Origin of the sequence: Kineococcus radiotolerans SRS30216 = ATCC BAA-149, from assembly GCF_000017305.1 — a bacterium.
Classification (GTDB): Bacteria; Actinomycetota; Actinomycetes; order Actinomycetales; family Kineococcaceae; genus Kineococcus; species Kineococcus radiotolerans.
The window spans coordinates 1786865-1810060 of sequence record NC_009664.2 but is presented as its reverse complement, the minus strand read 5'-3'; the positions used below and the strand labels follow the sequence as shown (position 1 = coordinate 1810060).

The 23196-nt window shown below is 75.5% G+C and carries 22 protein-coding genes; 16 read left to right on the top strand and 6 right to left on the bottom strand.

The window, feature by feature from the left end:
* The 8 genes from KRAD_RS08710 to KRAD_RS08675 all read left to right on the top strand — a co-directional run bounded on the left by KRAD_RS08710 (window position 1) and on the right by KRAD_RS08675 (window position 13587).
* A complete protein-coding gene (locus KRAD_RS08710) occupies window positions 1-426 on the top strand; it encodes an ATP-binding protein (protein ID WP_012085194.1) in 426 nt (141 codons plus the stop codon).
* Window positions 427-533: 107 nt separating this feature from the next.
* Window positions 534-2879, top strand: a complete 2346-nt coding sequence (locus tag KRAD_RS08705) for a sodium-translocating pyrophosphatase (RefSeq protein ID WP_012085193.1) — start codon at window positions 534-536, stop codon at window positions 2877-2879.
* Window positions 2880-2925: 46 nt separating this feature from the next.
* Window positions 2926-4452, top strand: a complete 1527-nt coding sequence (locus tag KRAD_RS08700; RefSeq protein ID WP_012085192.1) for a DUF7059 domain-containing protein — start codon at window positions 2926-2928, stop codon at window positions 4450-4452.
* Between the two features lie 128 nt (window positions 4453-4580).
* On the top strand, window positions 4581-7472 hold the full coding sequence (topA, locus tag KRAD_RS08695; protein WP_012085191.1) for a type I DNA topoisomerase: 2892 nt from the start codon (window positions 4581-4583) through the stop codon (window positions 7470-7472).
* 114 nt (window positions 7473-7586) lie between these two features.
* Window positions 7587-8780, top strand: a complete 1194-nt coding sequence (locus tag KRAD_RS08690) for an acyltransferase family protein (RefSeq protein WP_041291984.1) — start codon at window positions 7587-7589, stop codon at window positions 8778-8780.
* A complete protein-coding gene (gene tmk / locus KRAD_RS08685; RefSeq protein WP_049821127.1) occupies window positions 8777-10852 on the top strand; it encodes a dTMP kinase in 2076 nt (691 codons plus the stop codon). The genes KRAD_RS08690 and tmk overlap by 4 nt, the downstream gene beginning before the upstream one ends.
* Window positions 10849-12027 carry a DNA polymerase III subunit delta' gene (locus tag KRAD_RS08680; protein WP_012085187.1) on the top strand — a complete coding sequence of 393 codons (1179 nt, stop codon included), beginning with the start codon at window positions 10849-10851 and terminating at the stop codon, window positions 12025-12027. Before tmk ends, KRAD_RS08680 begins: the two co-directional genes overlap by 4 nt.
* 12 nt (window positions 12028-12039) lie before the next feature.
* A complete protein-coding gene (locus KRAD_RS08675) occupies window positions 12040-13587 on the top strand; it encodes an alpha/beta hydrolase (RefSeq protein ID WP_012085184.1) in 1548 nt (515 codons plus the stop codon).
* A gap of 97 nt (window positions 13588-13684) precedes the next feature.
* On the opposite strand, the gene KRAD_RS08670 is transcribed toward KRAD_RS08675, so the two are convergent.
* On the bottom strand, window positions 13685-13978 hold the full coding sequence (locus KRAD_RS08670; RefSeq protein ID WP_041291983.1) for an SDR family oxidoreductase: 294 nt from the start codon (window positions 13976-13978) through the stop codon (window positions 13685-13687).
* Window positions 13979-14158: 180 nt separating this feature from the next.
* Here KRAD_RS08670 and KRAD_RS08665 point away from each other — a divergent pair, with 180 nt between their 5' ends.
* From KRAD_RS08665 to KRAD_RS08640, 6 genes are all read left to right on the top strand, one after another.
* Window positions 14159-14827 (top strand): TetR/AcrR family transcriptional regulator, encoded by a 669-nt coding sequence (locus tag KRAD_RS08665; protein WP_012085182.1) that lies wholly within the window; start codon window positions 14159-14161, stop codon window positions 14825-14827.
* Window positions 14828-14876: 49 nt separating this feature from the next.
* Window positions 14877-15491, top strand: coding sequence for a class I SAM-dependent DNA methyltransferase (locus tag KRAD_RS08660; protein WP_049821448.1), 615 nt, complete (start codon window positions 14877-14879; stop codon window positions 15489-15491).
* Window positions 15492-15559: 68 nt separating this feature from the next.
* Entirely contained in the window at window positions 15560-15946 is a 387-nt protein-coding gene (locus KRAD_RS08655) for a DUF2200 domain-containing protein (protein ID WP_012085180.1), read from the top strand.
* 27 nt (window positions 15947-15973) lie between these two features.
* Window positions 15974-16522 (top strand): GNAT family N-acetyltransferase, encoded by a 549-nt coding sequence (locus KRAD_RS08650; protein ID WP_012085179.1) that lies wholly within the window; start codon window positions 15974-15976, stop codon window positions 16520-16522.
* A complete protein-coding gene (locus tag KRAD_RS08645; RefSeq protein ID WP_041291982.1) occupies window positions 16519-16773 on the top strand; it encodes a hypothetical protein in 255 nt (84 codons plus the stop codon). Before KRAD_RS08650 ends, KRAD_RS08645 begins: the two co-directional genes overlap by 4 nt.
* A 72-nt stretch (window positions 16774-16845) precedes the next feature.
* Window positions 16846-17262 carry a hypothetical protein gene (locus tag KRAD_RS08640; protein ID WP_012085177.1) on the top strand — a complete coding sequence of 139 codons (417 nt, stop codon included), beginning with the start codon at window positions 16846-16848 and terminating at the stop codon, window positions 17260-17262.
* A 100-nt stretch (window positions 17263-17362) separates the two neighbouring features.
* Here the strand turns inward: KRAD_RS08640 and KRAD_RS08635 are convergent, their stop codons facing one another.
* From KRAD_RS08635 to KRAD_RS26955, 4 genes are all read right to left on the bottom strand, one after another.
* Complete coding sequence (locus tag KRAD_RS08635; protein ID WP_012085176.1) at window positions 17363-18043, bottom strand: NADPH-dependent F420 reductase; 681 nt, start codon at window positions 18041-18043, stop codon at window positions 17363-17365.
* 106 nt (window positions 18044-18149) lie between these two features.
* Window positions 18150-19364 (bottom strand): chromate efflux transporter, encoded by a 1215-nt coding sequence (gene chrA, locus KRAD_RS08630; RefSeq protein ID WP_012085175.1) that lies wholly within the window; start codon window positions 19362-19364, stop codon window positions 18150-18152.
* Entirely contained in the window at window positions 19361-19774 is a 414-nt protein-coding gene (locus tag KRAD_RS08625; RefSeq protein WP_012085174.1) for an arsenate-mycothiol transferase ArsC, read from the bottom strand. Before KRAD_RS08625 ends, chrA begins: the two co-directional genes overlap by 4 nt.
* A 20-nt stretch (window positions 19775-19794) precedes the next feature.
* A complete protein-coding gene (locus KRAD_RS26955) occupies window positions 19795-20178 on the bottom strand; it encodes an ArsR/SmtB family transcription factor (protein ID WP_012085173.1) in 384 nt (127 codons plus the stop codon).
* 103 nt (window positions 20179-20281) lie between these two features.
* Here KRAD_RS26955 and arsB point away from each other — a divergent pair, with 103 nt between their 5' ends.
* Window positions 20282-21406 carry an ACR3 family arsenite efflux transporter gene (arsB, locus tag KRAD_RS08615; protein ID WP_041291981.1) on the top strand — a complete coding sequence of 375 codons (1125 nt, stop codon included), beginning with the start codon at window positions 20282-20284 and terminating at the stop codon, window positions 21404-21406.
* Window positions 21407-21442: 36 nt separating this feature from the next.
* On the opposite strand, the gene KRAD_RS08610 is transcribed toward arsB, so the two are convergent.
* Entirely contained in the window at window positions 21443-22027 is a 585-nt protein-coding gene (locus tag KRAD_RS08610) for a helix-turn-helix domain-containing protein (protein ID WP_012085171.1), read from the bottom strand.
* A 31-nt stretch (window positions 22028-22058) separates the two neighbouring features.
* Here KRAD_RS08610 and KRAD_RS08605 point away from each other — a divergent pair, with 31 nt between their 5' ends.
* The gene (locus tag KRAD_RS08605; RefSeq protein ID WP_012085170.1) at window positions 22059-23186 is read left to right on the top strand and encodes an SDR family oxidoreductase; all 1128 of its coding nucleotides are present in this window, start codon (window positions 22059-22061) and stop codon (window positions 23184-23186) included.
* Window positions 23187-23196: the final 10 nt, after the last annotated feature.

Genomic DNA, 23196 nt, shown 5'->3' with positions numbered 1-23196 from the left:
GTGCCCACCGTCACCCTGCGGTTCTCGCCGCTGGCCGAGCACGTGCGCACCGCGCGGCTCGTCGCGGTCTCCGTGGCCCGGCGGGCCGGTTTCGGCGAGGACCAGCTCGACGAGATCCGCATCGCCATCGGCGAGGCCTGCGCGCGGGCCGTCGCCGGTGGCGTGAGCGGCCCGCCGCAGGCGGCCGGGCTGGTCGACATGAAGCTGCGCGATGACCAGGACCGCCTCGACGTCACCGTCGTCCGGTGCGACGAGCACGGGGAGCCGTTGCCCGAGGGCGCGGCGGGGTTCCCCGACGCCGACCCCCTCTCGCTGGCGCTGATGGCCGGGGTGGCCGACACCAGCCGCCGCAGCGCCGGCACCGGCGGTGTCGTCCTGAGCTGGCAGCGCCAGGCCGTCGAGAGCGGCTCCCGCTTCCCGTACTGATCCGCCCCCGTCCCACCGCCCGCGATCACCGTCGATCGCGGGTGTAGCACTCCCGACGTCGCTGGCCTACTGTGCGTATCAAGGTCATCACACGTCGAGGAGGACGGATGCCCCCCACCGTGCCCGAACTGTCCAGTTCCGCGCAGGGCATCGCCCTCGCCGTGGCCGTCACCGCCCTCCTGTCCCTCGTCGCCGCCTGGGTGTTCCGGCGGCAGGTGCTCCAGGCCGGTGAGGGCACCGCCCGCATGCAGGAGATCGCCGGCGCCGTGCAGAACGGGGCCGCGGCCTACCTGCGCCGGCAGTTCCGCACCCTCGCCTGGTTCGCCGTCGCCGTCCTCCTCCTCCTGCTGGCCCTGCCCGCCGATGGCTGGGACCTGCGGATCGCGCGCAGCGCCGCGTTCGTCCTGGGCGCGGTGTTCTCCGCCGCCATCGGCTACCTCGGGATGTCGCTGGCCGTGCGGGCCAACGTCCGGGTCGCCGCCGCCGCCCGCGAGGGCGCCGGGGGCCGGGAGAGGGGGATGCGGATCGCGTTCCGCACCGGCGGCGTCGTCGGCATGACGACCGTCGGCCTGGGGCTGCTGGGCGCCTCCGTCGCCGTCCTCGCCTTCGGCGCCGACGCCCCCACCGTCCTGGAGGGCTTCGGCTTCGGCGCCGCCCTGCTGGCGATGTTCATGCGCGTCGGCGGCGGGATCTTCACCAAGGCCGCCGACGTCGGCGCCGACCTCGTCGGCAAGATCGAGCAGGGCATCCCCGAGGACGACCCCCGCAACCCCGCCACCATCGCCGACAACGTCGGCGACAACGTGGGCGACTGCGCCGGGATGGCCGCCGACCTCTTCGAGTCCTACGCCGTGACCATCGTCGCCGCCGTCATCCTCGGCAGCGCCGCCGTCGGGGAGACCGGGCTGGTCCTGCCGCTGCTCGTGCCCGCCATCGGCGCGATCACCGCCGCGCTGGGGGTGGTGCTGGTCCGGGCCCGGCCCGGGACCAGCGGGCTCACCTCCATCCAGAACGGGTTCTACCTCTCCGCCGCCGTGGCGCTCGCCGGGACCGCGATCGCCTGCTTCGCCTACCTGCCCGCCACCTTCGCCGAGTTCAGCGGCGCCGACGAGTCCGTCGCCGGGCTCAACGGCGACCCCCGGGTCATCGCCTTCGCCGCGGTCCTGCTGGGGATCCTGCTCGCGGTCCTCATCCTCGCCATCACCGGCCACTACACCGGCACCGAGGCGAAGCCGACCCGCGACGTCGCCGACGCCTCCACCACCGGCGCGGCCACCGTCGTGCTCTCCGGCATCGGCCTGGGCCTGGAGTCGGCGGTCTACACCACCCTCGTCATCGCCGGGGCGGTGTTCCTGGCCTTCCTGCTCGCCGGCGGGGTCCTGGCCCTGGCGATGTTCCTCGTCGCGCTCGCCGGGTGCGGGTTGCTGACGACGGTCGGGGTCATCGTCGCGATGGACACCTTCGGTCCCGTCAGCGACAACGCCCAGGGCATCGCCGAGATGAGCGGCGACGTCGACGCGGAGGGCGCGGCGGTCCTCACCGAGCTCGACGCGGTGGGCAACACCACCAAGGCCGTGACCAAGGGCATCGCCATCGCCACCGCGGTGCTCGCCGCGACCGCGCTGTTCGGCTCCTACCAGGAGGCGGTGGTGAACCGCATCAACGAGGTCGCCGTCGCCATCGAGACGCCCTCGCAGTACCTGCAGCGCACCATCGGGGACTTCAGCGTCTCCACCCCCACCACGCTGGTCGGGGTGCTGCTGGGGGCGGCCGCGGTGTTCCTCTTCGCCGGTCTGGCCATCAACGCCGTGGGCCGTTCGGCGGCGGCGGTCGTGCTGGAGGTCCGCCGCCAGTTCGCCGACCACCCCGGGATCATGGACGGGACCGAGCAGCCCGACCACGGCCGCGTCGTCGACCTCTGCACCCGCGACGCGCTGCGCGAGCTCGCCACCCCGGGGCTGCTGGCCGCGTTCGCGCCCATCGCGGTCGGGTTCGGCCTCGGCGTGGCCCCGCTGGCGGGGTTCCTCGGCGGCGCGATCGCGGCGGGGGTCCTCATGGCGGTGTTCCTGTCCAACTCCGGCGGGGCGTGGGACAACGCCAAGAAGCTCGTCGAGGACGGCCTGCACGGGGGCAAGGGCTCCGCGGCGCACGAGGCCACCGTCATCGGCGACACCGTCGGCGACCCGTTCAAGGACACCGCGGGCCCCTCCATCAACCCGCTCATCAAGGTGATGAACCTCGTCGCGCTGCTCATCGCCCCGGCCGTGGTGACGCTGTCCATCGGGGCCGAGGCCAACGCCGCGGCCCGCTACGGCATCGCCGCCGCCGCGACCGTCGTCATCGTCGTGGCCGTCGTGGTGAGCAAGGTCCGGCGGGTGGACATGGCCGCCCCGACCGGCCCGGCGACCGGGGTGGACCTGCGCAGCGGGGACAGCGCGGAGCGGCTGCCGTGACCGCCCGTCCCGGCGCCCGCGCGCGGGTGGGGCAGACTCGCCCCACGTGAGCACCAGCACCAGCGCCCCCAGCGGTCCCCGTGAACTCCTCGCCGCCCTGCGCGAGGACCTGCGCGCCGCGGACTACACGGTGGACGGGGTCGGCCGGCTCGTCGGCGACGTCGCCTCCGCCGCGCTGGACCGCGAGCAGCCGCTGCCGGCGCTGCGGGCCACCGAGGGGTCCGCCGAACCCGCGGCCGTCCTGCTGCGCTGCGCGACCCTGGGGCGCCCGGTGACCCGCGCCGCCCTCGACGCGGCGCTGCCGCGGACCGGGACGGCCGGGGCGGAGCGGCTCGGGCTGGTGCGCGCCGCCGGGCAGGCGCCCGGGGACGAGGTGCGTCCCCTGGTGGACCTGCGCCCCTACTCCGTCGACGACGCCGCGGGGACCGCGCACTGGTGGCTGGTCAGCGACCTCGGCGAGCTCGCGACGGGTTCGGAGCTGTCGGCCGACCACGTCCTCGGGGTCGGCGGGGCGTCGCTGACCCTGGCCTCGGCGACGGTGCGGACCCCCGTCGAGCGCGTCCTGGACATCGGCACCGGCTGCGGGATCCAGGCCCTGCACGCCTCCCGGCACGCCCGGCGGGTCACCGCCACCGACACCTCCGAGCGCGCCCTGGACCTGGCCGCCGTCAACGCCGCGCTCAACGAGGTCGCTCTGGACCTGCGGCAGGGGTCGCTGCTGGAGCCCGTCGAGGCGGGGGAGGAGTTCGGGCTCGTGGTGTCCAACCCGCCGTTCGTCATCACCCCCCGCACCGCCGCGGTGCCGACCTACGAGTACCGCGACGGCGGGATGCCCGGGGACTCCCTGGTCCAGCGCCTCGTCGGCGGGGTGGGGTCGGTGCTGGCTCCCGGCGGGGTGGCGCAGCTGCTGGGCAACTGGGAGCTGCACGAGGGGCAGAGCTGGTCGCAGCGGGTGGAGAGCTGGCTGGAGGGCACCGGGCTGGACGCGTGGGTCGTGCAGCGCGAGGTCGCCGACCCGGCGCTGTACGCGGAGACGTGGATCCGCGACGGGGGGCAGAAGCCCGGTCCCCGCTTCGACGAGCTGTACGCGGCGTGGCTGGACGACTTCGCCGCGCGCGGGGTCACCGGCGTCGGCTTCGGGGTCGTCACCCTGCGCCGGCCGCTGCGCGCGGGGGCCCCGCTGCGCCGCTTCGAGGAGAACCTGGCGGCGCTGAGCGACCCGCTGGGCGAGGTCTTCGCGGCGGGGCTCGCGGTGCACGACCGGATGGCCGGGGTGGAGGACCTGGGCGACCTCACCCTGACCGTGGCCCCCGACGTCACCGACGAGCGCTTCCACACCCCCGGCGACCCCGACCCGCGCATCGTGCTGCTGCGCCAGGGCGGCGGGCTGCGCCGCGTCGCGCAGGTCGACGGGGACCTCGCCGGCCTCGTCGGGGCGTGCGACGGGGAGCTGACGGTGGGGCAGATCACCGCCGGGCTCGCGGTGCTGGGGGAGGAGGAGGTCGGGGCCGTGCGCGCCCGGCTCTACCCCCGGGTGCGCGACTTGGTCGCCGACGGGCTGCTGCTGCTCTGACGCCGGGATCGCCGTCCCCGGCGACGCGCCGGTTGCACGGGGCCGGGCACGGCGTGCGACATTGGCTCCGCGCCCCGTCGATCCACTCGGCGGGGCGGACAGCGATCCGGCAGTGAGAGGCAGGACCAGTGGCGGGCAAGTCCCAGGGAACGCGAGCGTCCGGTGACGGACTGCGCCGACTGGTGATCGTCGAGTCCCCGAGCAAGATCGACAAGATCTCGACGTACCTGGGCCCGGGGTACCAGGTGGAGGCCAGCTACGGCCACATCCGCGACCTCCCCCAGCCCTCCCAGCTGCCCGAGGACGTCAAGAAGGGCCCGTACGGGAAGTTCGCGGTCGACGTCGACCACGGCTTCGAGCCGTACTACGTCGTCGACGACGACAAGAAGAAGAAGGTCAACGAGCTCAAGCGCGCCCTCAAGGACGCCGACGAGCTCATCCTCGCCACCGACCGCGACCGCGAGGGCGAGGCCATCGCCTGGCACCTCGTGCAGGCCCTCGAACCGCGCGTGCCCTACCGGCGCATGGTGTTCGGCGAGATCACCCGCGAGGCGATCCAGCAGGCCGTCGGCGAGCTGCGCGACATCGACGACCGCATGGTCGACGCGCAGGAGACCCGGCGCATCCTCGACCGCCTCTACGGCTACGAGCTGTCCCCGGTGCTGTGGCGCAAGGTCCGCGCGGGGTTGTCCGCCGGTCGCGTGCAGTCCGTCGCCACCCGCCTCTGCGTGGAGCGCGAGCGCGAGCGGATGGCCTTCGTCGCCGCCGGCTACGCCGACGTCACCGGCACCTTCACCGCCACCGGCGAGCAGGCCGGTTCCGCCTTCTCCGCCCGCCTGTCCAGCCTCGACGGCAAGCGCGTCGCCACCGGCCGCGACTTCGGCGACGACGGGCGGCTGAAGGCGTCCAGCGCGAACGTCGCCCACCTCGACGTCCCCGCCGCGCAGGCCCTCGTCGACGGGCTGGACGGCGCCTCCTTCGCGGTGCGCGGGGTGGAGGAGAAGCCGTACACCCGCCGCCCGGCGGCGCCGTTCATCACCTCCACGCTGCAGCAGGAGGCCTCCCGCAAGCTGCGCCTGAACGCCCGCCAGGCCATGCGCACCGCGCAGGGCCTCTACGAGCGCGGCTACATCACCTACATGCGCACCGACTCCGTCCAGCTGTCCTCGCAGGCGCTGTCGGCGGCGCGGGCGCAGGCGCGGGAGCTGTACGGGCCGGAGTACGTGCCGGACTCCCCGCGGGCGTACGCGTCGAAGTCGAAGAACGCGCAGGAAGGCCACGAGGCGATCCGCCCGGCGGGGGAGACGTTCCGCACCCCGGCGCAGGTCTCCGGCGAGCTGCGCGGGGACGACTTCCGCATGTACGACCTCATCTGGAAGCGCACCGTCGCCTCGCAGATGCACGACGCCCGCGGGACGACCGCGACGGTGCGCCTCGGCGCGACCACGGACGACGGCCGCGACGCCGAGTTCTCCGCCTCGGGCACGATCATCACCTTCCGCGGGTTCCTCGCCGCCTACGAGGAGGGGCGCGACGCGACCCGCGACGCGGACTCCGAGGGCGCGGGCGACGAGGACCGCCGCCTGCCGCAGGTCGTCGCGGGCGACCCGCTGACCGCCTCCGACCTCGCCACCGCCGGGCACGAGACGTCCCCGCCGGCCCGCTACACCGAGGCCAGCCTGGTGAAGGCGCTGGAGGAGAAGGGGATCGGGCGTCCCTCGACGTTCGCCTCGATCATCTCCACGATCGTCGACCGCGGCTACGTGACGTACAAGGGCTCCGCCCTGGTGCCGTCGTGGCTGGCGTTCGCGGTGACGCGGCTGCTGGAGGAGCACTTCCCCAAGCTCGTCGACTACGACTTCACCGCCGGGATGGAGAACGACCTCGACGCGATCTCGCGCGGGGAGGCCGAGCGCGTGGACTGGCTGACGCGGTTCTACTTCGGGGCCGCCGGCCCGACGGCCGGGGCCGTGGTCGCGGACGGGCCGGACGGCTCCGGCGGCGGGGCGGCGCTGGACGGCATCAAGGGCCTGGCCGACGACCTCGGTTCCATCGACGCCCGCGAGATCTCCACCATCCCCATCGGGGAGGGCATCGTCCTGCGGGTGGGCCGCTACGGCCCCTACCTGGAGGGTCCCGACGTCGAGACCGGTGAGCTGCTGAAGGCGTCGGTTCCCGAGGACATCGCGCCCGACGAGATGACCGTGGACAAGGCGCGGGAGCTGCTGACCTCGCAGTCCGACGGCGACAACGTCCTGGGCCAGGACCCGGAGTCGGGGCGGACGATCGTGGCGCGGGTGGGCCGCTACGGGCCCTACGTCACCGAGCTCGTCGAGGACGACGCCCCGGCGCCCGCGCCGGAGGAGCCCGCCGAGGGGGCGCCGAAGAAGCGCGCGGCCAAGAAGGCGGCGAAGGTCAAGCCGCGCACCGGGTCGCTGTTCAAGGACATGTCGGTGGACTCCGTGACGCTGGAGCAGGCCCTGCAGCTGCTGTCGCTGCCGCGCGTGGTCGGGACGGACCCGGAGACCGGTGACGAGATCACCGCGCAGAACGGCCGCTACGGGCCGTACCTGAAGAAGGGCACGGACTCCCGCTCGCTGGAGACCGAGGACCAGATCTTCTCCATCACCCTGCCCGAGGTCCTCGCGATCTACGCCCAGCCCAAGATGCGGCGCGGCCAGGTGGCCAAGCCCCCGCTGAAGGAGCTCGGCGCCGACCCGGAGTCCGGTCAGCCCATCGTCATCAAGGACGGCCGCTTCGGCCCGTACGCGACCGACGGCACGACCAACGCGACGCTGCGCAAGGACGACGACCCCGAGACGGTGACGCTGGAGCGCGCCGCGGAGCTGCTCGCCGAGAAGCGGGCCAAGGGGCCGGCGAAGAAGACCGCGCGCAAGACGGCGACGAAGAAGACGGCGGCGAAGACGACCACCGGGACCGCGACGGTCAAGAAGACCGCCGCGAAGAAGACCGCGGCGAAGAAGACGACGGCCAGGAAGACGGCCGCGGCGGAGTCCTGACCCGCCCCGCCCGCGTGAGGGGACCGACACGCAGCGTCGGCTTCCCCTCGCGGGCGGGTGAAGACGGGCGGAAGCCCCCGGGCGGGGTCCCCCGCCCCGGCAGGGTGCTGACTCGTGCCCCTCCCCGCGATCCCCGCCCGCCCTCCCCGGCTGGCGACGCTGCAGGCCGTCCGCGCCCTGGCCGCGTCGATGGTCGTCGTCGTCCACCTCGCCGGCCCGACGGCCTTCGAGCACAAGGTCTTCGACCGTTCGCTGCTCCAGCCGCTGTGGTACCCCGCCATGACGGGCGTCGACGTCTTCTTCGTCGTCAGCGGGTTCGTCATGGCCGTCACCGCCGGCGGGGCGCTGCTGGAGGGGGCGCCCACCACCTCGCTGGGCCGGTTCGCCTGGCGCCGGGCCAGCCGCGTCTACCCGGTCTACTGGGTCGTGACGCTGGCCGTCCTGGCCGCCGTCGTCGTCGTCCCCGGGCTGCGCGAGGGCGGCCTGGCGGGCACCGACCTGCTCGCCTCCTTCCTCCTGCTGCCCCAGAGCGGGGAACCGCTGCTGCTGGTCGGCTGGACGCTGGTCCACGAGATGGGCTTCTACGCCGTCTTCACCCTCGCCCTGGTCGCCGCCCGCGCCGGGCGGTGGGCCGCCCGCGCCGTGCTGGTGGGCTGGGGGGCGTTCGTCCTCGTCGGCCACCTCGCCCTCCCCGACGCGAGCTCCCCGTGGTGGCGGGTCGCGACCAACCCCGTCAACCTCGAGTTCCTGCTCGGCATCGCCGCCGGCCTCCTCGTCCTGCGCCACCGCGGCCACGGCGGGGCGCTGCTCACCGCCGGGCTGGCGCTGCTGGTGCCCGCCTGGATCGACCTGTCGGTGCACGGGCCGCTGCTGCGCGACGCCACCGCCGGTGCGCTCGTCGTCGGCACCGGTGCCGCCCTCGCGGTCGCCGGCCTGGCCCGGCTGGAGCGCGACGGCCGCCTGCGGGTGCCCGCGCTGCTCGCCCGCCTCGGCGACGCCTCCTACGCCCTGTACCTCGTCCACGTGCCCCTCGTCACGCTGCTCGCCGTCGTCGTCAGCGCGGTGCTGCCCACCCCGGGCGGGGCCGCCGGGGTGGTGCTCCAGCTCGCCGTCGTCCTCCTCGTCCTCGCCGGCTGCCAGGTCGCGGGGCTCGTCGCCCACCGCGTCGTCGAGCAGCCGCTGCTGCGCGGGGCCCGCGCCCTGGAGCGGCGCGCCACCCGCCCCCGCCCGGGCCCGGTCGCGGACCCCGCGCAGCCCGTGGCCGAGCGCGCGGAGCTGTCGGGCACGGCCTCTACCCTGGCGACGTGACCGAACCCGCAGCAACGCCCCACGCCGCGGCCCCGGACCACGACGTGCGGGCGCTGCTGCGGAACCACCCCGACTTCCGCCGCATGTGGCTCTCGCTCACCCTCTCCAGCTTCGGGGACTGGCTGGGCATGCTCGCCAAGCTGGGCACGGCCGCGGGGCTCACCGTGGGGGACGCGACGCAGACCAGCGTGGCCGTCTCCACCGTCTTCATCCTCCAGCTCGCCCCCGCGGCGCTGCTCGGGCCGCTGGCCGGGGCCCTCGCCGACCGCCTCGACCGCCGCCTGACGATGGTCGTGGGGGACGTGCTGCGGTTCGGGCTCTTCCTCTCCATCCCGATCGTCGCCAGCCTCACCTGGCTGTTCGTCGCGACGCTGCTCATCGAGCTGGTGACGCTGTTCTGGGGCCCGGCCAAGGACGCCACCGTGCCCAACCTGGTGCCGGAGGAGCGGCTGGAGGCCGCCAACCGGATCAGCCTCGTCGCCACCTACGGCTCGGCCCCCGTCGCCGGGCTCGCCTTCATCCTGCTGACCCTGCTGACCGGGGTCCTCGACAACGCCCTGCCCTTCCTCGCCGGTCACCAGTCCGACCTCGCGATGTACGTCAACGCCGCCACCTTCCTCGTCGCCGCGCTCGTCATCGCCCGCCTGGACATCCCCCCGCGCACCCCGCGCCCGCGCCGGGGCGGGCTGGCCCCCACCCTGGGGCGCGACATCGTCGAGGGCTGGCGCTTCGTCGGGGGCTCCCCGCTGCTGCGGGGCCTGGTGCTCGGCATGCTCGTCGCCTTCGGCGCCGGCGGGGTCGTCCTCGGGCTCGGGCGGGCCTTCGTCACCGGCCTCGGGGCCGGTGACCCCGGCTACGGCGTCGTCGTCATGGCCGTCTTCGCCGGGGTCGCCCTCGGGGTGTGGCAGGGCCCGCGGTGGCTGTCGGGGCTGAGCCGGCGCCGGACCTTCGGGTTGGCCCTGTCGGCGGCCGGGGTGGCCCTCGTCCTCGTCGCCCTCGTCGGCGACATCGTCGTCGCCGCGCTGTTCGTCGTCGCGCTGGGGCTCTTCACCGGCCTCGCCTACGTCTCCGCCTACACGCTGCTGGGCCTGGAGGTCGACGACGACGTGCGCGGGCGGACGTTCTCCTTCGTCGGCTCCAGCACCCGCGTCGTCATCATCGCCGTCATGCTCGTCGCCCCCTGGGTGGCGCGGTTCCTCGGGGAGCGGACCCTGGCCCCCAGCCCGCACTGGTCGGTCACCTACTCCGGGGCGGCGCTGGCCATGGCGCTCGCGGGCGTGGTCACCGGGGTCGCGGGGGTGCTGGCCCTGCGCCAGATGGACGACCGGCGCGGCACCCCCCTGTGGGCCGACCTGGTCCGGGCCCTGCGCCGGCACGGCCCCGCCGAGGTGGCGCCGGTGCGCGCCCCCCGCCCGGCGGGGGGCTGCTTCGTCGCCCTCGAGGGCGGCGACGGCTCGGGCAAGACGACCCAGGCGACGCTGCTGGCCGAGTGGCTGCGCGAGCGCGGGCACGAGGTCGTCGTCACCCGCGAACCGGGCGGGACCGCCACCGGCCGCGAGCTGCGCGAGGTGCTGCTGAACCACCGCGGCGAGGAGCAGCCGCTGAGCCCGCGCGCCGAGGCGCTGCTGTTCGCCGCCGACCGCGCCCAGCACGTCGCGGAGGTCGTGCGCCCGGGCCTGGACCGGGGCGCGGTCGTCCTCACCGACCGCTACGTCGACTCCTCCCTGGCCTACCAGGGCGCCGGCCGCGACCTGCCCGCCGCGGAGGTCGAGACGCTGTCGACGTGGGCCACGCAGGGGCTGCTGCCGGACCTCACCGTCGTCCTCGACGTCGACCCCGCCACCGCCGCCCGCCGCCGCGCCGGGCGCGCCGCCGACGACCGGATGGAGGCGGAGTCGCAGGCCTTCCACGCCCGGGTCCGCGAGCAGTTCCTGCTGCTCGCCGCCCGCGACCCCGCCCGCTACCTCGTCCTCGACGCCTCCACCTCCCCCGAGGTCGTGCAGCAGAGGCTGCGCGAGCACCTCGCGCCCCGGCTGCCCTCGCCCGTCCCGGCCGGGGCCGGTGCCCGGTGAGCGTCTGGGACGACGTCGTCGGGCAGGGCCCCGCCGTCGAGGTCCTCACCCGCGCCGCCCGCGCGGCCCGGCGCGGGACGGTGGGGATGACCCACGCCTGGCTGCTGACCGGCCCGCCCGGGTCGGGGCGCTCCACCGCCGCGCGCGCCTTCGCCGCCGCCCTGGCCTGCGAGGACCCCGTCGAGATCGGCTGCGGGGCCTGCCCCGGCTGCCGGACCGCGCTCGCCGGCTCGCACGCCGACGTCACGGTCTTCACCACCGAGCACATGCAGATCCGCCGCGAGGACGTCGAGCCGCTCATCGCCACCGCGCAGCGCCGCCCCTCCGTCGCCCGGTGGCGGGTCGTCGTCGTCGAGGACGCGGACCGGCTCAACCCGACCTCCGGCAACGTCCTGCTCAAGACCATCGAGGAGCCGCCCCCGCAGACGGTCTGGCTGCTGTGCGCGCCCGCCGTCGACGACGTCCTGCCCACCATCCGCTCCCGCGCCCGCCACGTCCCGCTGCGCGTCCCGCCCGCCGACGCCGTCGCCGAGCTGCTGGTGCGCCGCGACGGGATCGACCCGGTGATGGCCGCCTTCGCCGCCCGCGCCGCGCAGAGCCACGTCGGCCTCGCCCGCCGCCTCGCCCGCGACGAGGGGGCCCGCATCCGCCGCCGCGAGGTGCTGCGGCTGCCGCAGCGGCTGCGCGGGGTCGGGGAGGCGGTCGTCGCGGCGGGCGAGCTCGTCGAGGTCGCCGCCGAGGAGGCCGGGGCCTCCACCACCGAGCGCGACGCCCGCGAGCGGGCCGAGCTGCTGCGGGCGTTGGGCGCCGACGGCGTCGCGACCGTCCCGCCGGCGGTGCGGGGGCAGGTCCGCCAGCTGGAGGAGGACCAGAAGCGCCGCGCCCGCCGCCACCAGACCGACGTCCTGGACCGCTCCCTCGTCGACCTGCTGGGCCTGCTGCGCGACGTCCTCGTCGTGCAGCTCGGGGCGCCGGTGGAGCTGGTGAACTCCGACATGACCGGCGACGTGCGGGCCATGGCCGCCTCCTCGACGCCCGAGGACGTCCTGCGCCGGGCCGACGCGGTGCAGCTGGCCCGGCAGCGGCTGGCGCAGAACGTCGCGCCGCTGCTGGCCATCGAGGCGCTGGCCCTCACCCTGCGCGCGCCCCACCGGTCACCGGGCGACGTCCCGTAGCCTGGTCGCACCATGCGCACCCGTCGACGACCCGTCCCGCGGCGGTGGGTCGCGGCGCCGCTGGCCGCGCTGGTGCTCTCCGGCTGCTCGGTGTTCGGCGGCTCCAGCCCCGACCCCTCCCCGGTCGGCACCGCCTCCGCCGTCGAGGGCGAGGCCGCGACCGACCCGGCGCTCGCCGCGTTCTACGGCCAGGACCTGCAGTGGGCGGACTGCTCCGGCGGCTTCGAGTGCTCCCGGCTGACCGTCCCCGTCGACTACGCCCGCCCGGCGGGGGAGACGCTCTCGCTGGCCCTGGTGCGGCTGCGGACCTCCGCGACCGGCGACGACCGGCTGGGCTCCCTCGTCCTCAACCCCGGCGGGCCGGGCGCCTCGGGCGTCGAGTACGCCCGGGCGGCCGAGGGCGTCACCTCGCAGACGGTCCGCGACCACTTCGACGTCGTCGGCTTCGACCCCCGGGGCGTGGGCGCCTCCGCGCCCCTGCGGTGCCTGCCCGACGCCGCGGTCGACGAGTTCCTCGCCACCGACCCCACCCCCGACGACGCCGGTGAGGTGCAGGCGCTGGACGAGCGCGTGACCGCCCTCGGCGAGGGGTGCGCGGCCGCGGGCGCGCTCGCGGCCCACGTCGACACCCGCTCCGTCGCGCGGGACGTGGACGTGCTGCGGGCCGCCCTCGGCGACGACAAGCTGAACTACCTCGGGAAGTCCTACGGCACCTACCTCGGCGCCTGGTACGCGGAGCTGTTCCCGCAGCGGGTGGGGCGGTTCGTCCTCGACGGCGTCCTCGACCCCGCGCTGAGCAGCGAGGAGGTCAACGCGGGCCAGGCCGCCGGGTTCGAGGTCGCGTTGCGCTCCTACGTCCAGGGCTGCCTGGGCGACGACGACTGCCCGCTCACCGGCGGCGTCGACGACGGCGTCGCGCAGGTGCGGGCCTTCCTGGCCTCCCTGGACGCGCGGCCGCTGCCGACGAGCACCGGCCGCGACCTCGTGCAGGGCCTCGGCTACCTCGGCCTGGCCTACCCGCTCTACGCGCAGGCGCTGTGGCCGCAGCTGAGCGAGGCCCTCACCAGCGCCTTCGCCGGCGACGGCACGGCGATGCTCGCCCTCGCCGACGCCTACGCCCACCGCGGCGCGGACGGCACCTACCTCGACAACTCCAGCACCGTCATCTACGCCGTGAACTGCCTGGACCGCGACGACGCGGAGACCCTGCCGCAGGTCCAGGACACCGTCGCGCGGTTCGAGGCGGCGTCGCCGACGTTCGGGCCGTTCCTGGCCTGGGGTTCGCTGGCCTGCACGAACTGGCCGGTCCCCCCCGTCGGGGAGGTGCGGGCGGTGCGCGCCGAGGGCGCCGGGCCGATCCTCGTCGTCGGCACGACCCGCGACCCCGCGACGCCCTACCCGTGGGCGGAGAACCTCGCGCGGGAACTCTCCTCGGGGCGGTTGCTGACCTACGACGGCGACGGGCACACCGCCTACGGCACGGGGTCCGGGTGCGTGGACACCGCCGTCGACACGTACCTGGTGGCCGGGGTGGAACCGGACGAGGGCACGACCTGCTAGGTGCCCCGCCCCGGGTCGGGCCCGGTGGACCGACGACGGACCCGGCGGGCGCCGGCCGGGCACCGGCACGGTCGCGAGGAGACCGGCTCGCTGCCGGTCAGGCGCTGGTGCGCCCGCCGTCCACGAACCACTCGGCCCCGTTGACGAACGCAGCGGCGTCCAGGGCCTCGGCGAAGTCGTCCTGCTGGTCCTCGGGGACGATCCCGAGCAGGCCGGGGGTGCGGGTCGGTCCGGGGCTGAGGACGTCGACGCGGAAGCCGTTCTCCTGCGCGTCGAGCGTCCAGCTGCGGGCGAGGTCGCGCACCGCCCCCTGCGCCCCGAACAGCACGCCCTCCACGGACGTGGCGGACGTGGCGTCGAGGTCGCTCAGGTCCCCGACGTCGCAGCGCACCCCGACGGCCTGCGGCCCAGCCCGATCCCGCTCGTGCCGCCGGTGACCACGGTCACCTCGCCGTCCAGGACTCCACCCATCGTCGTGCCTCTTCCCTCGTCACCGCTCGGTCGTGGAACGAACCGTCCCCGAGTTGGAGCTTTCTGGACGACTCCGTCAACAACGGCCTAGGCTGCGCAGGTGGGCAGACCGAGGGAGTTCGACGAGGACGGCGTCCTGACCGCTGCGCGCGAGCAGTTCTGGTCGACCGGTTTCGCCGGCACGAGCATGGAGACGATCGCGGCGGCCACCGGCCTGGGCAAGGGCAGCCTGTACGGGGCGTTCGGCGGCAAGCGCGAGCTCTTCCACCGGGTCTTCGACGACTACTGCACCGCGGCGGTCGGCTCCACGGCGCACCGGCTCGACGGTGACGACGAGCAGGCGTTCGAGCGGCTCACCACCTACTTCCTGGACCACGCGCGGACCAGCGCCGAACCCGGCCACCGCGCCTGCCTGCTGGCCAAGGGGGCGGCGGAACTGGCCGAGCACGACGAGGTGGTCTCGGCTCGTTCGCTGGCGGCCTTCGAGGAGCTGCGCCGGACCTTCACCGCCGTCCTGGAGGCCTGCCAGCGCAACGGCGACGTCGACCCCGGCGCTGATGCCCCGCGGCTCGCCGGCCTGCTGCTGACCGTCCACCGCGGCATCGAGGCCGTCGGTGAGGCGGGAGCCCGCGAGAGCGTCCTGCGGGAGGCCGCGCAGGCGGCCCTGGACGGCCTGCCGCGTCCGCCCGGACGGGCCGCTGGGCCGGCGCGCGGAACCACCCGCTCCGGCGGTGGGACCAGGCCCGGTGGTGGCTCCCGCGGTCGCTGAGGGACCGACGGCCGTGGTCTCGCCGGTGGCCCTGGGCAGCGTGCGCGCGGTGAACCCCCACGACGTCCAGGAGGCCTACTCCTCCCTCGCGCAGCGGTACATCGACCTGCTGGGATCGGTGGAGGTCGTGCACCCCGACGACCTGCGGCTGATCGAGCGGCACCTGGCGCACCTGAGCGGCCCGGTCCTGGACCTGGGCTGCGGTCCGGGGCACCTGACGGGTCACCTGCACGGCGCGGGGTGCGAGGTGACGGGCATCGACCTGGTGCCGGAGTTCGTCGCCCACGCGCGTCGGGCCCACCCGGGCGTGCCCTTCGAGGTGGGGTCGCTGACCGACGTGGACCGTGCGGACGCCTCCGTGGCCGGGGCGCTCGCGTGGTACTCCCTCATCCACGTCGAACCCGGGCGGCTGGACGGCGCCCTGCTCGGCGTCCGCCGGCTCCTGGTACCCGGTGGGACGCTGGTCGTGGGTTTCTTCGAGGGTCCGGTGCGCGAGCCGTTGGAGCACCGGGTCACGACGGCGTACCGGTGGCCGGTGGACGAGATGGCGGGCCGGCTCACCTCGGCGGGTTTCGTGGAGGTCGAACGCTCGCGGCGGCCGCAGGAGGGCGAACGACGTCCCCACGCGGTCCTCGTCGTGCGGGCCGGGCGTCCGTCGCGTTGACCGGGCGCCGGGACGGGACGATCCTGCTCGGGGAGCGAGAACGTCCTGCGACGCCCGAGGGGGCCACCGTGACGCGGCACCGGATCTTCGGCACGAGCTTCGCCAGCATCTACCCGCTCTACGTGGCCAAGGTCCAGCGCAAGGGCCGCGACCCGCAGGACGTGGACCGGGTCATCTGCTGGCTCACCGGCCACGACCCCGCCGGGCTGCAGGAGGCCGTCGCCTCCGGGGTCGACCTGGAGACCTTCTTCGCGCAGGCCCCGGCGCTGAACCCCCGCGCGGCGGAGATCACCGGGGTGATCTGCGGGCACCGGGTGGAGGAGATCGAGGACCCGCTGATGCAGCGGATCCGGTGGATGGACAAGCTCGTCGACGAGGTCGCCCGGGGGAAGAGGATGACGTCCGTCCTGCGCGGGAGCGCGGACGCGGGTCCGCCGGCGGGAGCAGGTACCTGAACCACCGGCGGTGTGCCAGGGTGCCGTGTGATCCGACGGGCTGAGCCGCGCGACCTGCGCCGGTTGCAGGACGTCGAGCGGGCCGCGGGAACCGCCTTCCGCGGCATCGGCATGGCGGTCGTCGCCGACGACGACCCCCCGAGCCTGGGAACCCTGGAGACCTACCGGGCGCGGGGGCGGGCGTGGGTGGCGAGCGACGACGGGGCGGCCGGTGGGGTCGGGGACGACGTCGCGGTGGCCTACCTGCTGGTGGACGTCGTCGACGGGGCCGCCCACGTCGAGCAGGTGTCGGTGGACCCGGCCCACGCCGGCCGGGGGTGGGGCCGGCGGTTGATCGACACCGCGGCCGGCTGGGCGGGCGAGCAGGGGCTGGCGGCGGTGACGCTGACGACCTTCGCGGAGGTGGCGTGGAACGCGCCGTACTACGCCCGTCTCGGTTTCACCGTGGTCCCCGACGCCGAGCTCGGTCCGGGCCTGCTCGCGGTGCGGCGCCACGAGCGGGAACTGGGGCTGGACGCCTGGCCGCGGGTCGTCATGCGCCGCCCCGTGCGGGGATCCGCCAGGATCGGGGGGTGAGCACCGAGGAGCAGCAGCGCGTCCGGGGTCGCGGGTGGGCGGTGACCCTGCTGGTGGTGGGGGCCGTCCTCGTCGTCGCGGGGATCGCCTTCCACGGCGTGGCGGCCGCGCACCGGCCGTCGGGTCCGGGGGGTTCGACCACGTGGGAGGCGCTGCTGGACCACGCGGCGCTGCGGTGGGGGGCCTACGGCGCCGTGGTCGGGGGCGTCTACCTGGTGGTGCGCGGCTGGAACCTGCGGCGTCGGCCCTGACCCGCGGTGGTCTCGTCCTCAACCGCCTCGAAGTGCCCCCGCGCCACCGGTTCCCGTGCCAGGGTGCGGTCCATGGTGATCGACCTCCGCGACGCAGCGACGACGCCCGGCCCGGTGGGGACGCGCGGTGCGGGGGAGTTCCCCGCCGCCGTGGACCTGCGGGCCGACCCGGGGACGCGGAACCCCTTCGCCGGTGGGTTGCTGACGGTGCTGCTGGTGCCGAGCACCGCCTCCCACGAGGAGTGCCTGGCCGCCCTGCGGCGGGCCGGGGTGCAGGCGTGGACGGAGCACCTGCCCGCCCCGGCCGACGAGACGGTCTCGGTGGCGGGGGTGGCGTGCGAGGAGGCGCCGTCGATGGACGCGATCGGGGACGCCGAGCGTCACGTCCTCGCGGTGCTGGAGGCCGCGGGCGTCGAGGTGGAGGTGCGCGGCAGCGGGTACGTCGGCGCGGGGACGGGTCCGCGCGCGAGCGCCCGCCCGGTCAGCTGAGGCCGGGACCCGGTTCCCCCTCCGCGGGAGGGGGAAGGCCGCGGGCGGGCCGGCCGGGCACCGGGTCGGTGCCGCGGCCGGCCGCCGCGCGGCGGGAGGGTCAGCGGATGGAGCGGTCGGCCCGGTCGAGGAGGAGCTGCAGCTCCTCGGGGGTGCGGCGCCGGGGTTCGGCGGGGTCGCCGCTCTCGGTGTAGGCGCCGGCGTAGGCGGGCTGGTCGCGCTGGAAGCGCCAGCTCTCCGCGAGGCTGCCGGTGTCGAAGGTGTCGTAGCCGATGGCGTCGATGAACTCGGCGACGGTCCGCTCCGCCGCCTCGTCGTCGCCGGCGATGGTGAGCGTCGTGCGGTCCGGGGCCCCCGCGGGACGGGGCAGGTCGGCGAGGTTCTGGGCGAAGATGTTGTTGAAGGCCTTCACGACGCGGGCCCCCGCGAAGTGGCGCTGGACGAACTCGGAGGTCGTCAGCTCGTGGCTGTCGAGGGCGGCGATGTCGCCGTCCCGCTCCGGGTAGTAGTTGCAGGTGTCGATGACGACCTTGCCGGCCAGCGGTTCGGCGGGGAGGTCCTCGACGCGGCCCAGCGGGACCGTCACGACGACGAGGTCCCCGGCCGTGGCGGCCTCCGTCGCCGTGCCGGCGCGCGCCCGGGGCCCGAGCCGGTCCACGAGGTCGGTCAGGGACTGGGGGCCGCGGGAGTTGGCGATGACGACGTCGTAGCCGGCGTCCACGGCGAGGCGGGAGAGGACGCTGCCGATGTTGCCGCTGCCGATGATTCCGATGGTGGTCACGACCCCTGCAAGGCCGGGTGCGGCACCCGCATTCCCCGGCGCGGGGGGCCGTTGGGCCGTCCGTGGCGCCGGCGGGGCCCGGCGCCGGCGCCCGGCGGGCGCGGTCTCACAGGACGAGGGCCCCGGCCAGGCCCGCTCCCGCCACCACCGCCCAGGGGGGCGTCCGCCACGAGGAGAGGGCCACGAAGGCGACGGCCGCGACGGCCAGGGTGGCGGGCGAGGTGACGCCGTGGGTGAGCACCGGGTCGTGCAGGGCGGCGCCCAGCACGCCGACGACCGCGGCGCCCGCCCCGGCCAGGGCGCGCTGGGCGCGGGGGGAGCGGCGCAGCCGTTCCCAGAACGGCAGCGTCCCCCCGACCAGCAGCGCCGAGGGCAGGAAGATCGAGACCAGCGCCAGGCCCGCGCCGGCCAGGCCGGTCGGGGCGGCCGTGCGGACGGCCCCCAGGTAGGCGGCGAAGGTGAACAGCGGCCCCGGGACGGCCTGCGCGGCGCCGTAGCCGGCGAGGAAGGCGTCCTCGCCGACCAGGCCGCGCTGGACGGTGTCGGCCTCCAGCAGCGGCAGGACGACGTGGCCGCCGCCGAAGACGAGGGACCCGGTGCGGTAGGAGCTGCTCACCAGGCCCAGGGCCGCGTCGCCGGTCGCCGCCGCGAGGACCGGCAGCAGGAGGAGCAGCGCCGCGAACGCGGCGAGCAGGGCCGCACCCGTCCGCCGCCGGACGGGGGAGGGGGAGTCCGCCGGGTCGGTCTCGCCCACCGGGTGGCGCAGCAGGGTCAGCCCGAGGACGACGCCGATCGCGATGGCGGCCACCTGCCCGGCCGCGGTGGGGACGAGCACGGCGACGACGAGGGCCAGGACGGCGACGGTGGCGCGCGCCCGGTCCGGGGTCAGGGTGCGGGCCATGCCGAGCACGGCGTGGGCCACCACGGCCACGGCCGCGGCGGTCAGGCCCCGCAGCCAGCCCGCGCCGGGGTCGACCCCGGCCGCGCGGGTCCCCAGGGCGAACGCCACGAGCAGCAGCGCCGAGGGCAGGGTGAAGGCGGTCCAGGCGGCCAGCAGGCCCAGGGGGCCGGCCCGCCGCAGGCCGAGGGCCATCCCCACCTGGCTGGACGCCGGGCCGGGCAGGAACTGGCACAGCGCCACCAGGTCGGCGTAGGCGCGTTCGCCGAGCCAGCGGCGCCGGACCACGAAGGCCTCGCGGAAGTACCCCAGGTGCGCGACGGGCCCCCCGAACGACGTCAGGCCCAGCACGAGGAACGCGGAGAAGACCTCTGCGACCGAGCCGTCCCGCGGGGTGCGCGCGGCGCGGCGCGCGGGGCTCACGCCGGTGCGGCGAGGCGGCGCGCGAGGTCCTCGACGCGGGCGGCGATGTCGTCGCGCACCAGGCGCATCCGCTCGGCGCCCTCGATGCCGCGGGTGGAGGGTTCGTCGGTCTCCCACACCTCGACGGGGGTTCCCCCGACCGGCTCGACCCGCGCCTCGGAACCGAGGACGACGACGAGGTCGGCCGCGGCGACCATCTCGTCGGTGAGCTGCTGCGGGTGCCCGCCGGAGATGTCCACCCCCACGTCCCGCAGGCTCTGGACCGACTCGGCGTTGAGGGCGGTTCCCGCCCGCGTCCCGGCGGAGTCCACCTCGACGGCGGGTCCGGCGACGGCGCGCATCAGACCGGCGGCCATCTGGGACTTGCCGCCGTTCTTGACGCAGACGAACAGCACGCGGGGGGTGGTCACGGCAGGGGGCTCCTCGGGTTTCAGGACGCGGGGCGGGCGGGGGTGACGAGGACGGCGGCGAGGGCGTTGAGGGTCTCGGGGACGACGGCGAAGTAGGCCCACACCCCGCGCTTGTCGCGGGTGAGCAGCCCCGCCTCGACCAGGACCTTGAGGTGGTGCGAGACGGTGGGCTGGCTGAGGCCGAGGGGTTCGGTCAGGTCGCAGACGCAGGCCTCGCCGCCCTCGTGGGCCGCGACGAGCGACAGCAGGCGCAGGCGGGCGGGGTCGGCGAGGGCCTTGAGGGTGCGGGCCAGGGCGGCGGCGGTCTCGGCGCTGAGCGGTTCCCCGGTCAGGGGAGCGCAGCAGGCGCCCGCCGTCGCGCCGGCCGTGGCGACGAGCGGCAGGGTGGTGGGCGCGGCAGGCACGGGTCCACTGTGGCACTCGACATTCACGTCTGTCGATATTGACACACGTCGATGCGTGCTGCAGGGTCGGCCATCGACGGACGTCGATGGAAGGACCTGCCCGATGAGCGACGTGGTCGCCGAGAACCCCCGCCCCGGAACCGGACCCGGGACCCCGGTGCTGGCGCGCCTGTCGGTGCTGGACCGCTTCCTGCCGGTGTGGATCGTCGCCGCCATGGCCCTCGGGCTGCTGCTGGGCCGGGTCGTTCCCGGTCTCGACGACGCCCTGAGCGCGGTGGAGGTCGGCTCGGTCAGCCTGCCCATCGCCGTCGGGCTGCTGCTGATGATGTACCCGGTCCTGGCCAAGGTCCGCTACTCCGAGACCTCGCGGGTCACCGCCGACCGCCGGCTGCTCGTGAGTTCCCTGGTGCTGAACTGGCTGGTCGGGCCGGCGCTGATGTTCACCCTGGCCTGGGTGCTGCTGCCCGACCAACCCGAGCACCGCACCGGCCTGGTCATCGTCGGCCTGGCCCGCTGCATCGCCATGGTGCTCATCTGGAACGACCTCTCCTGCGGGGACCGCGAGGCCGCCGCCGTGCTGGTCGCGATCAACTCGGTGTTCCAGATCCTCGCCTTCGCGGCGCTGGGCTGGTTCTACCTCCAGGTCCTGCCCGGCTGGCTCGGCCTGGAGACCACCAGCGCGGAGTTCTCCGTCGGCGCCATCGTCGTCTCGGTGCTGGTGTTCCTGGGCATCCCGCTGCTGGCGGGTTTCCTCACCCGCACCCTGGGGGAGCGGGCCCGGGGTCGCGCCTGGTACGAGGGCACCTTCCTGCCGAGGATCGGTCCCATCGCCCTCTACGGGCTGCTGTTCACCATCGTCGTGCTCTTCGCCCTGCAGGGCGACGCCATCACGTCGCAGCCGGGCGACGTGGCCCGGATCGCGCTGCCGCTGCTGGCCTACTTCGTCATCATGTTCGGGGGTTCCTTCGCCCTGGGGAAGGCCATCGGCCTGAGCTACGCGAAGACCTCCACGCTGTCCTTCACCGCGACCGGCAACAACTTCGAACTCGCCATCGCGGTGGCCATCGGCACCTTCGGCGCCACCTCCGGCCAAGCGCTGGCCGGGGTCGTCGGCCCCCTCATCGAGGTGCCGGTCCTCGTGGCCTTCGTCCACGTCGCGCTGTGGGCCGGGTGGCGGTTCTTCCCCGGTGACTCCACCGTGCCCGCCCGCGCCGGAGGTCCCCGCTGACCGGGGAGGAACTCCCGTGACCATCGACCTGCCCCGTCAGGGCCGCCGGGCCACGACGACGAGGTAGCGGGTGGCGGTGTCCCCGGGGTTGGTGAACGTGCAGTCGGCGGGGGCCCCCAGTTCCAGGCAGTCCCCGGGGCCGAGGCGGTGCGCGTCGGTCCCCTCGAGGAGGTCCAGCGTCCCCTCCAGCACCCACACCTGCTGGTGGAGGTCGGCGTAGGCCTGGGCGGGGTAGGTCACGGCGGCCCCGGCGGGCAGGACGATCTCGGTGAGCTGGGCGGGTCCCGCGGGGGAGGGGGACAGCGAGCGCCGGCGGTGCCCGCTCACCGGGTCCGTCCAGGTCGGGGCCGACGCGGCCCGCACGAGGCGGCCGGTCGCGGTGCGCGCCTCGACCCGGGCGAACAGTTCCGACAGGGTCAGTCCCAGGGGCCCGCAGAGCCGCCCCAGCAGGGCCGCGGAGGGCTGGGAGTCGCCGCGCTCGAGCTTGACGACCGAGCCCCGCGACACCCCGGAGGCCTGCGCCAGCGCCGCGGTGGTGAGGCCGCGGGCCTGGCGGGCGGCGCGCAGCACCTGCGCGAGCCGGGCGGTGAAGGCGGTGTCGTCACTCGTCACGATGAGCACTGTAGTGACGTTCGTGGTTACCGTGGTGCTCATGCCGGACCCCTCGCCCTTCCTCCCCGACCGCGCCCCCACCCCCCTGCGCACCCCGCCCCCCGGAGCCCACGCCCTCGTCGTCGGCGCCACCGGCATCACCGGCAGCGCCCTGGCCGAGCAGCTCGTCGCCTCCGGGTGGCGCACCTCGGGGCTGTCCCGGCGGCCCCCGGCGGTCGAGGGGGTCGAGCACGTCCGCGCCGACCTGCTCTCCCGGGAGAGCCTGGAGGAGAACCTCGCCGGTCTGGCCCCCACGCACGTCTTCGTCACCGCCTGGTCGCGCCGGGACAGCGAGGCGGAGAACGTCCGCGTCAACGGCGGCCTGGTGCGCGACCTGCTGGCCGTCCTGGGCCCGCAGGGCTCCCTGCGCCACGCCGCCCTGGTCACCGGGCTGAAGCACTACCTCGGGCCCTTCGAGGCCTACGGGAAGGGCGACCTGCCCGACACGCCCTTCCTCGAGGACGCCGAGCGGCTGCCGGTGGAGAACTTCTACTACGCCCAGGAGGACGAGCTGTTCGCCGCGGCCGCCCGCCACGGGTTCACCTGGTCGGTGCACCGCGCGCACACCGTGACCGGCTACGCCGTGGGCAACGCGATGAACCTCGTGCCGACCCTCGGCGCCTACGCGGCCGTCGTCGCGGCCACCGGGCGGCCCTTCACCTTCCCCGGCTCGCAGGCGCAGTGGAACGGCGTCGTCGACCTCACCGACGCCGGTCAGCTCGCCGACCACCAGCTGTGGGCGGCGACCACCCCCGCCGCGGCCGACACGGCGTTCAACGTCGTCAACGGCGACGTGGTCCGCTGGCGCAGGCTGTGGCCGCGCCTGGCCGCCCACCTCGGCGTCGAACCCGCCGGGCCCGGTGCCGAGCCCCTGACGCTGGAGGCGCAGATGGCCGGCGCGGAGGCGGTGTGGGCCCGCCTGGTCGAGGAGCACCACCTCGTCGAGCCCGACCTGTCGCGGGTCGCATCCTGGTGGCACAGCGACAGCGACCTGGGCCGCCCGCTGGAGGTCGTGGCCGACATGACCCGCAGCCGGCTCGCGGGGTTCGGCGGCTACGTCAGCACCGAGCGGGCGCTGCTGGCCCTGGTGGACCGCTACCGCGCCGCGCGGGTCCTGCCCCCCGCCTGACGCTCCCCGC

Excerpts from the sequence above, each read along its gene's own strand:
- KRAD_RS08705 (WP_012085193.1), top strand. The coding sequence starts at position 534 with ATGCCCCCCACCGTGCCCGAACTGTCCAGTTCCGCGCAGGGCATCGCC.
- KRAD_RS08675 (WP_012085184.1), top strand. The coding sequence starts at position 12,040 with ATGCGCACCCGTCGACGACCCGTCCCGCGGCGGTGGGTCGCGGCGCCG.
- KRAD_RS08640 (WP_012085177.1), top strand. The coding sequence starts at position 16,846 with ATGGTGATCGACCTCCGCGACGCAGCGACGACGCCCGGCCCGGTGGGG.
- arsB (WP_041291981.1), top strand. The coding sequence starts at position 20,282 with ATGAGCGACGTGGTCGCCGAGAACCCCCGCCCCGGAACCGGACCCGGG.
- KRAD_RS08605 (WP_012085170.1), top strand. The coding sequence starts at position 22,059 with ATGCCGGACCCCTCGCCCTTCCTCCCCGACCGCGCCCCCACCCCCCTG.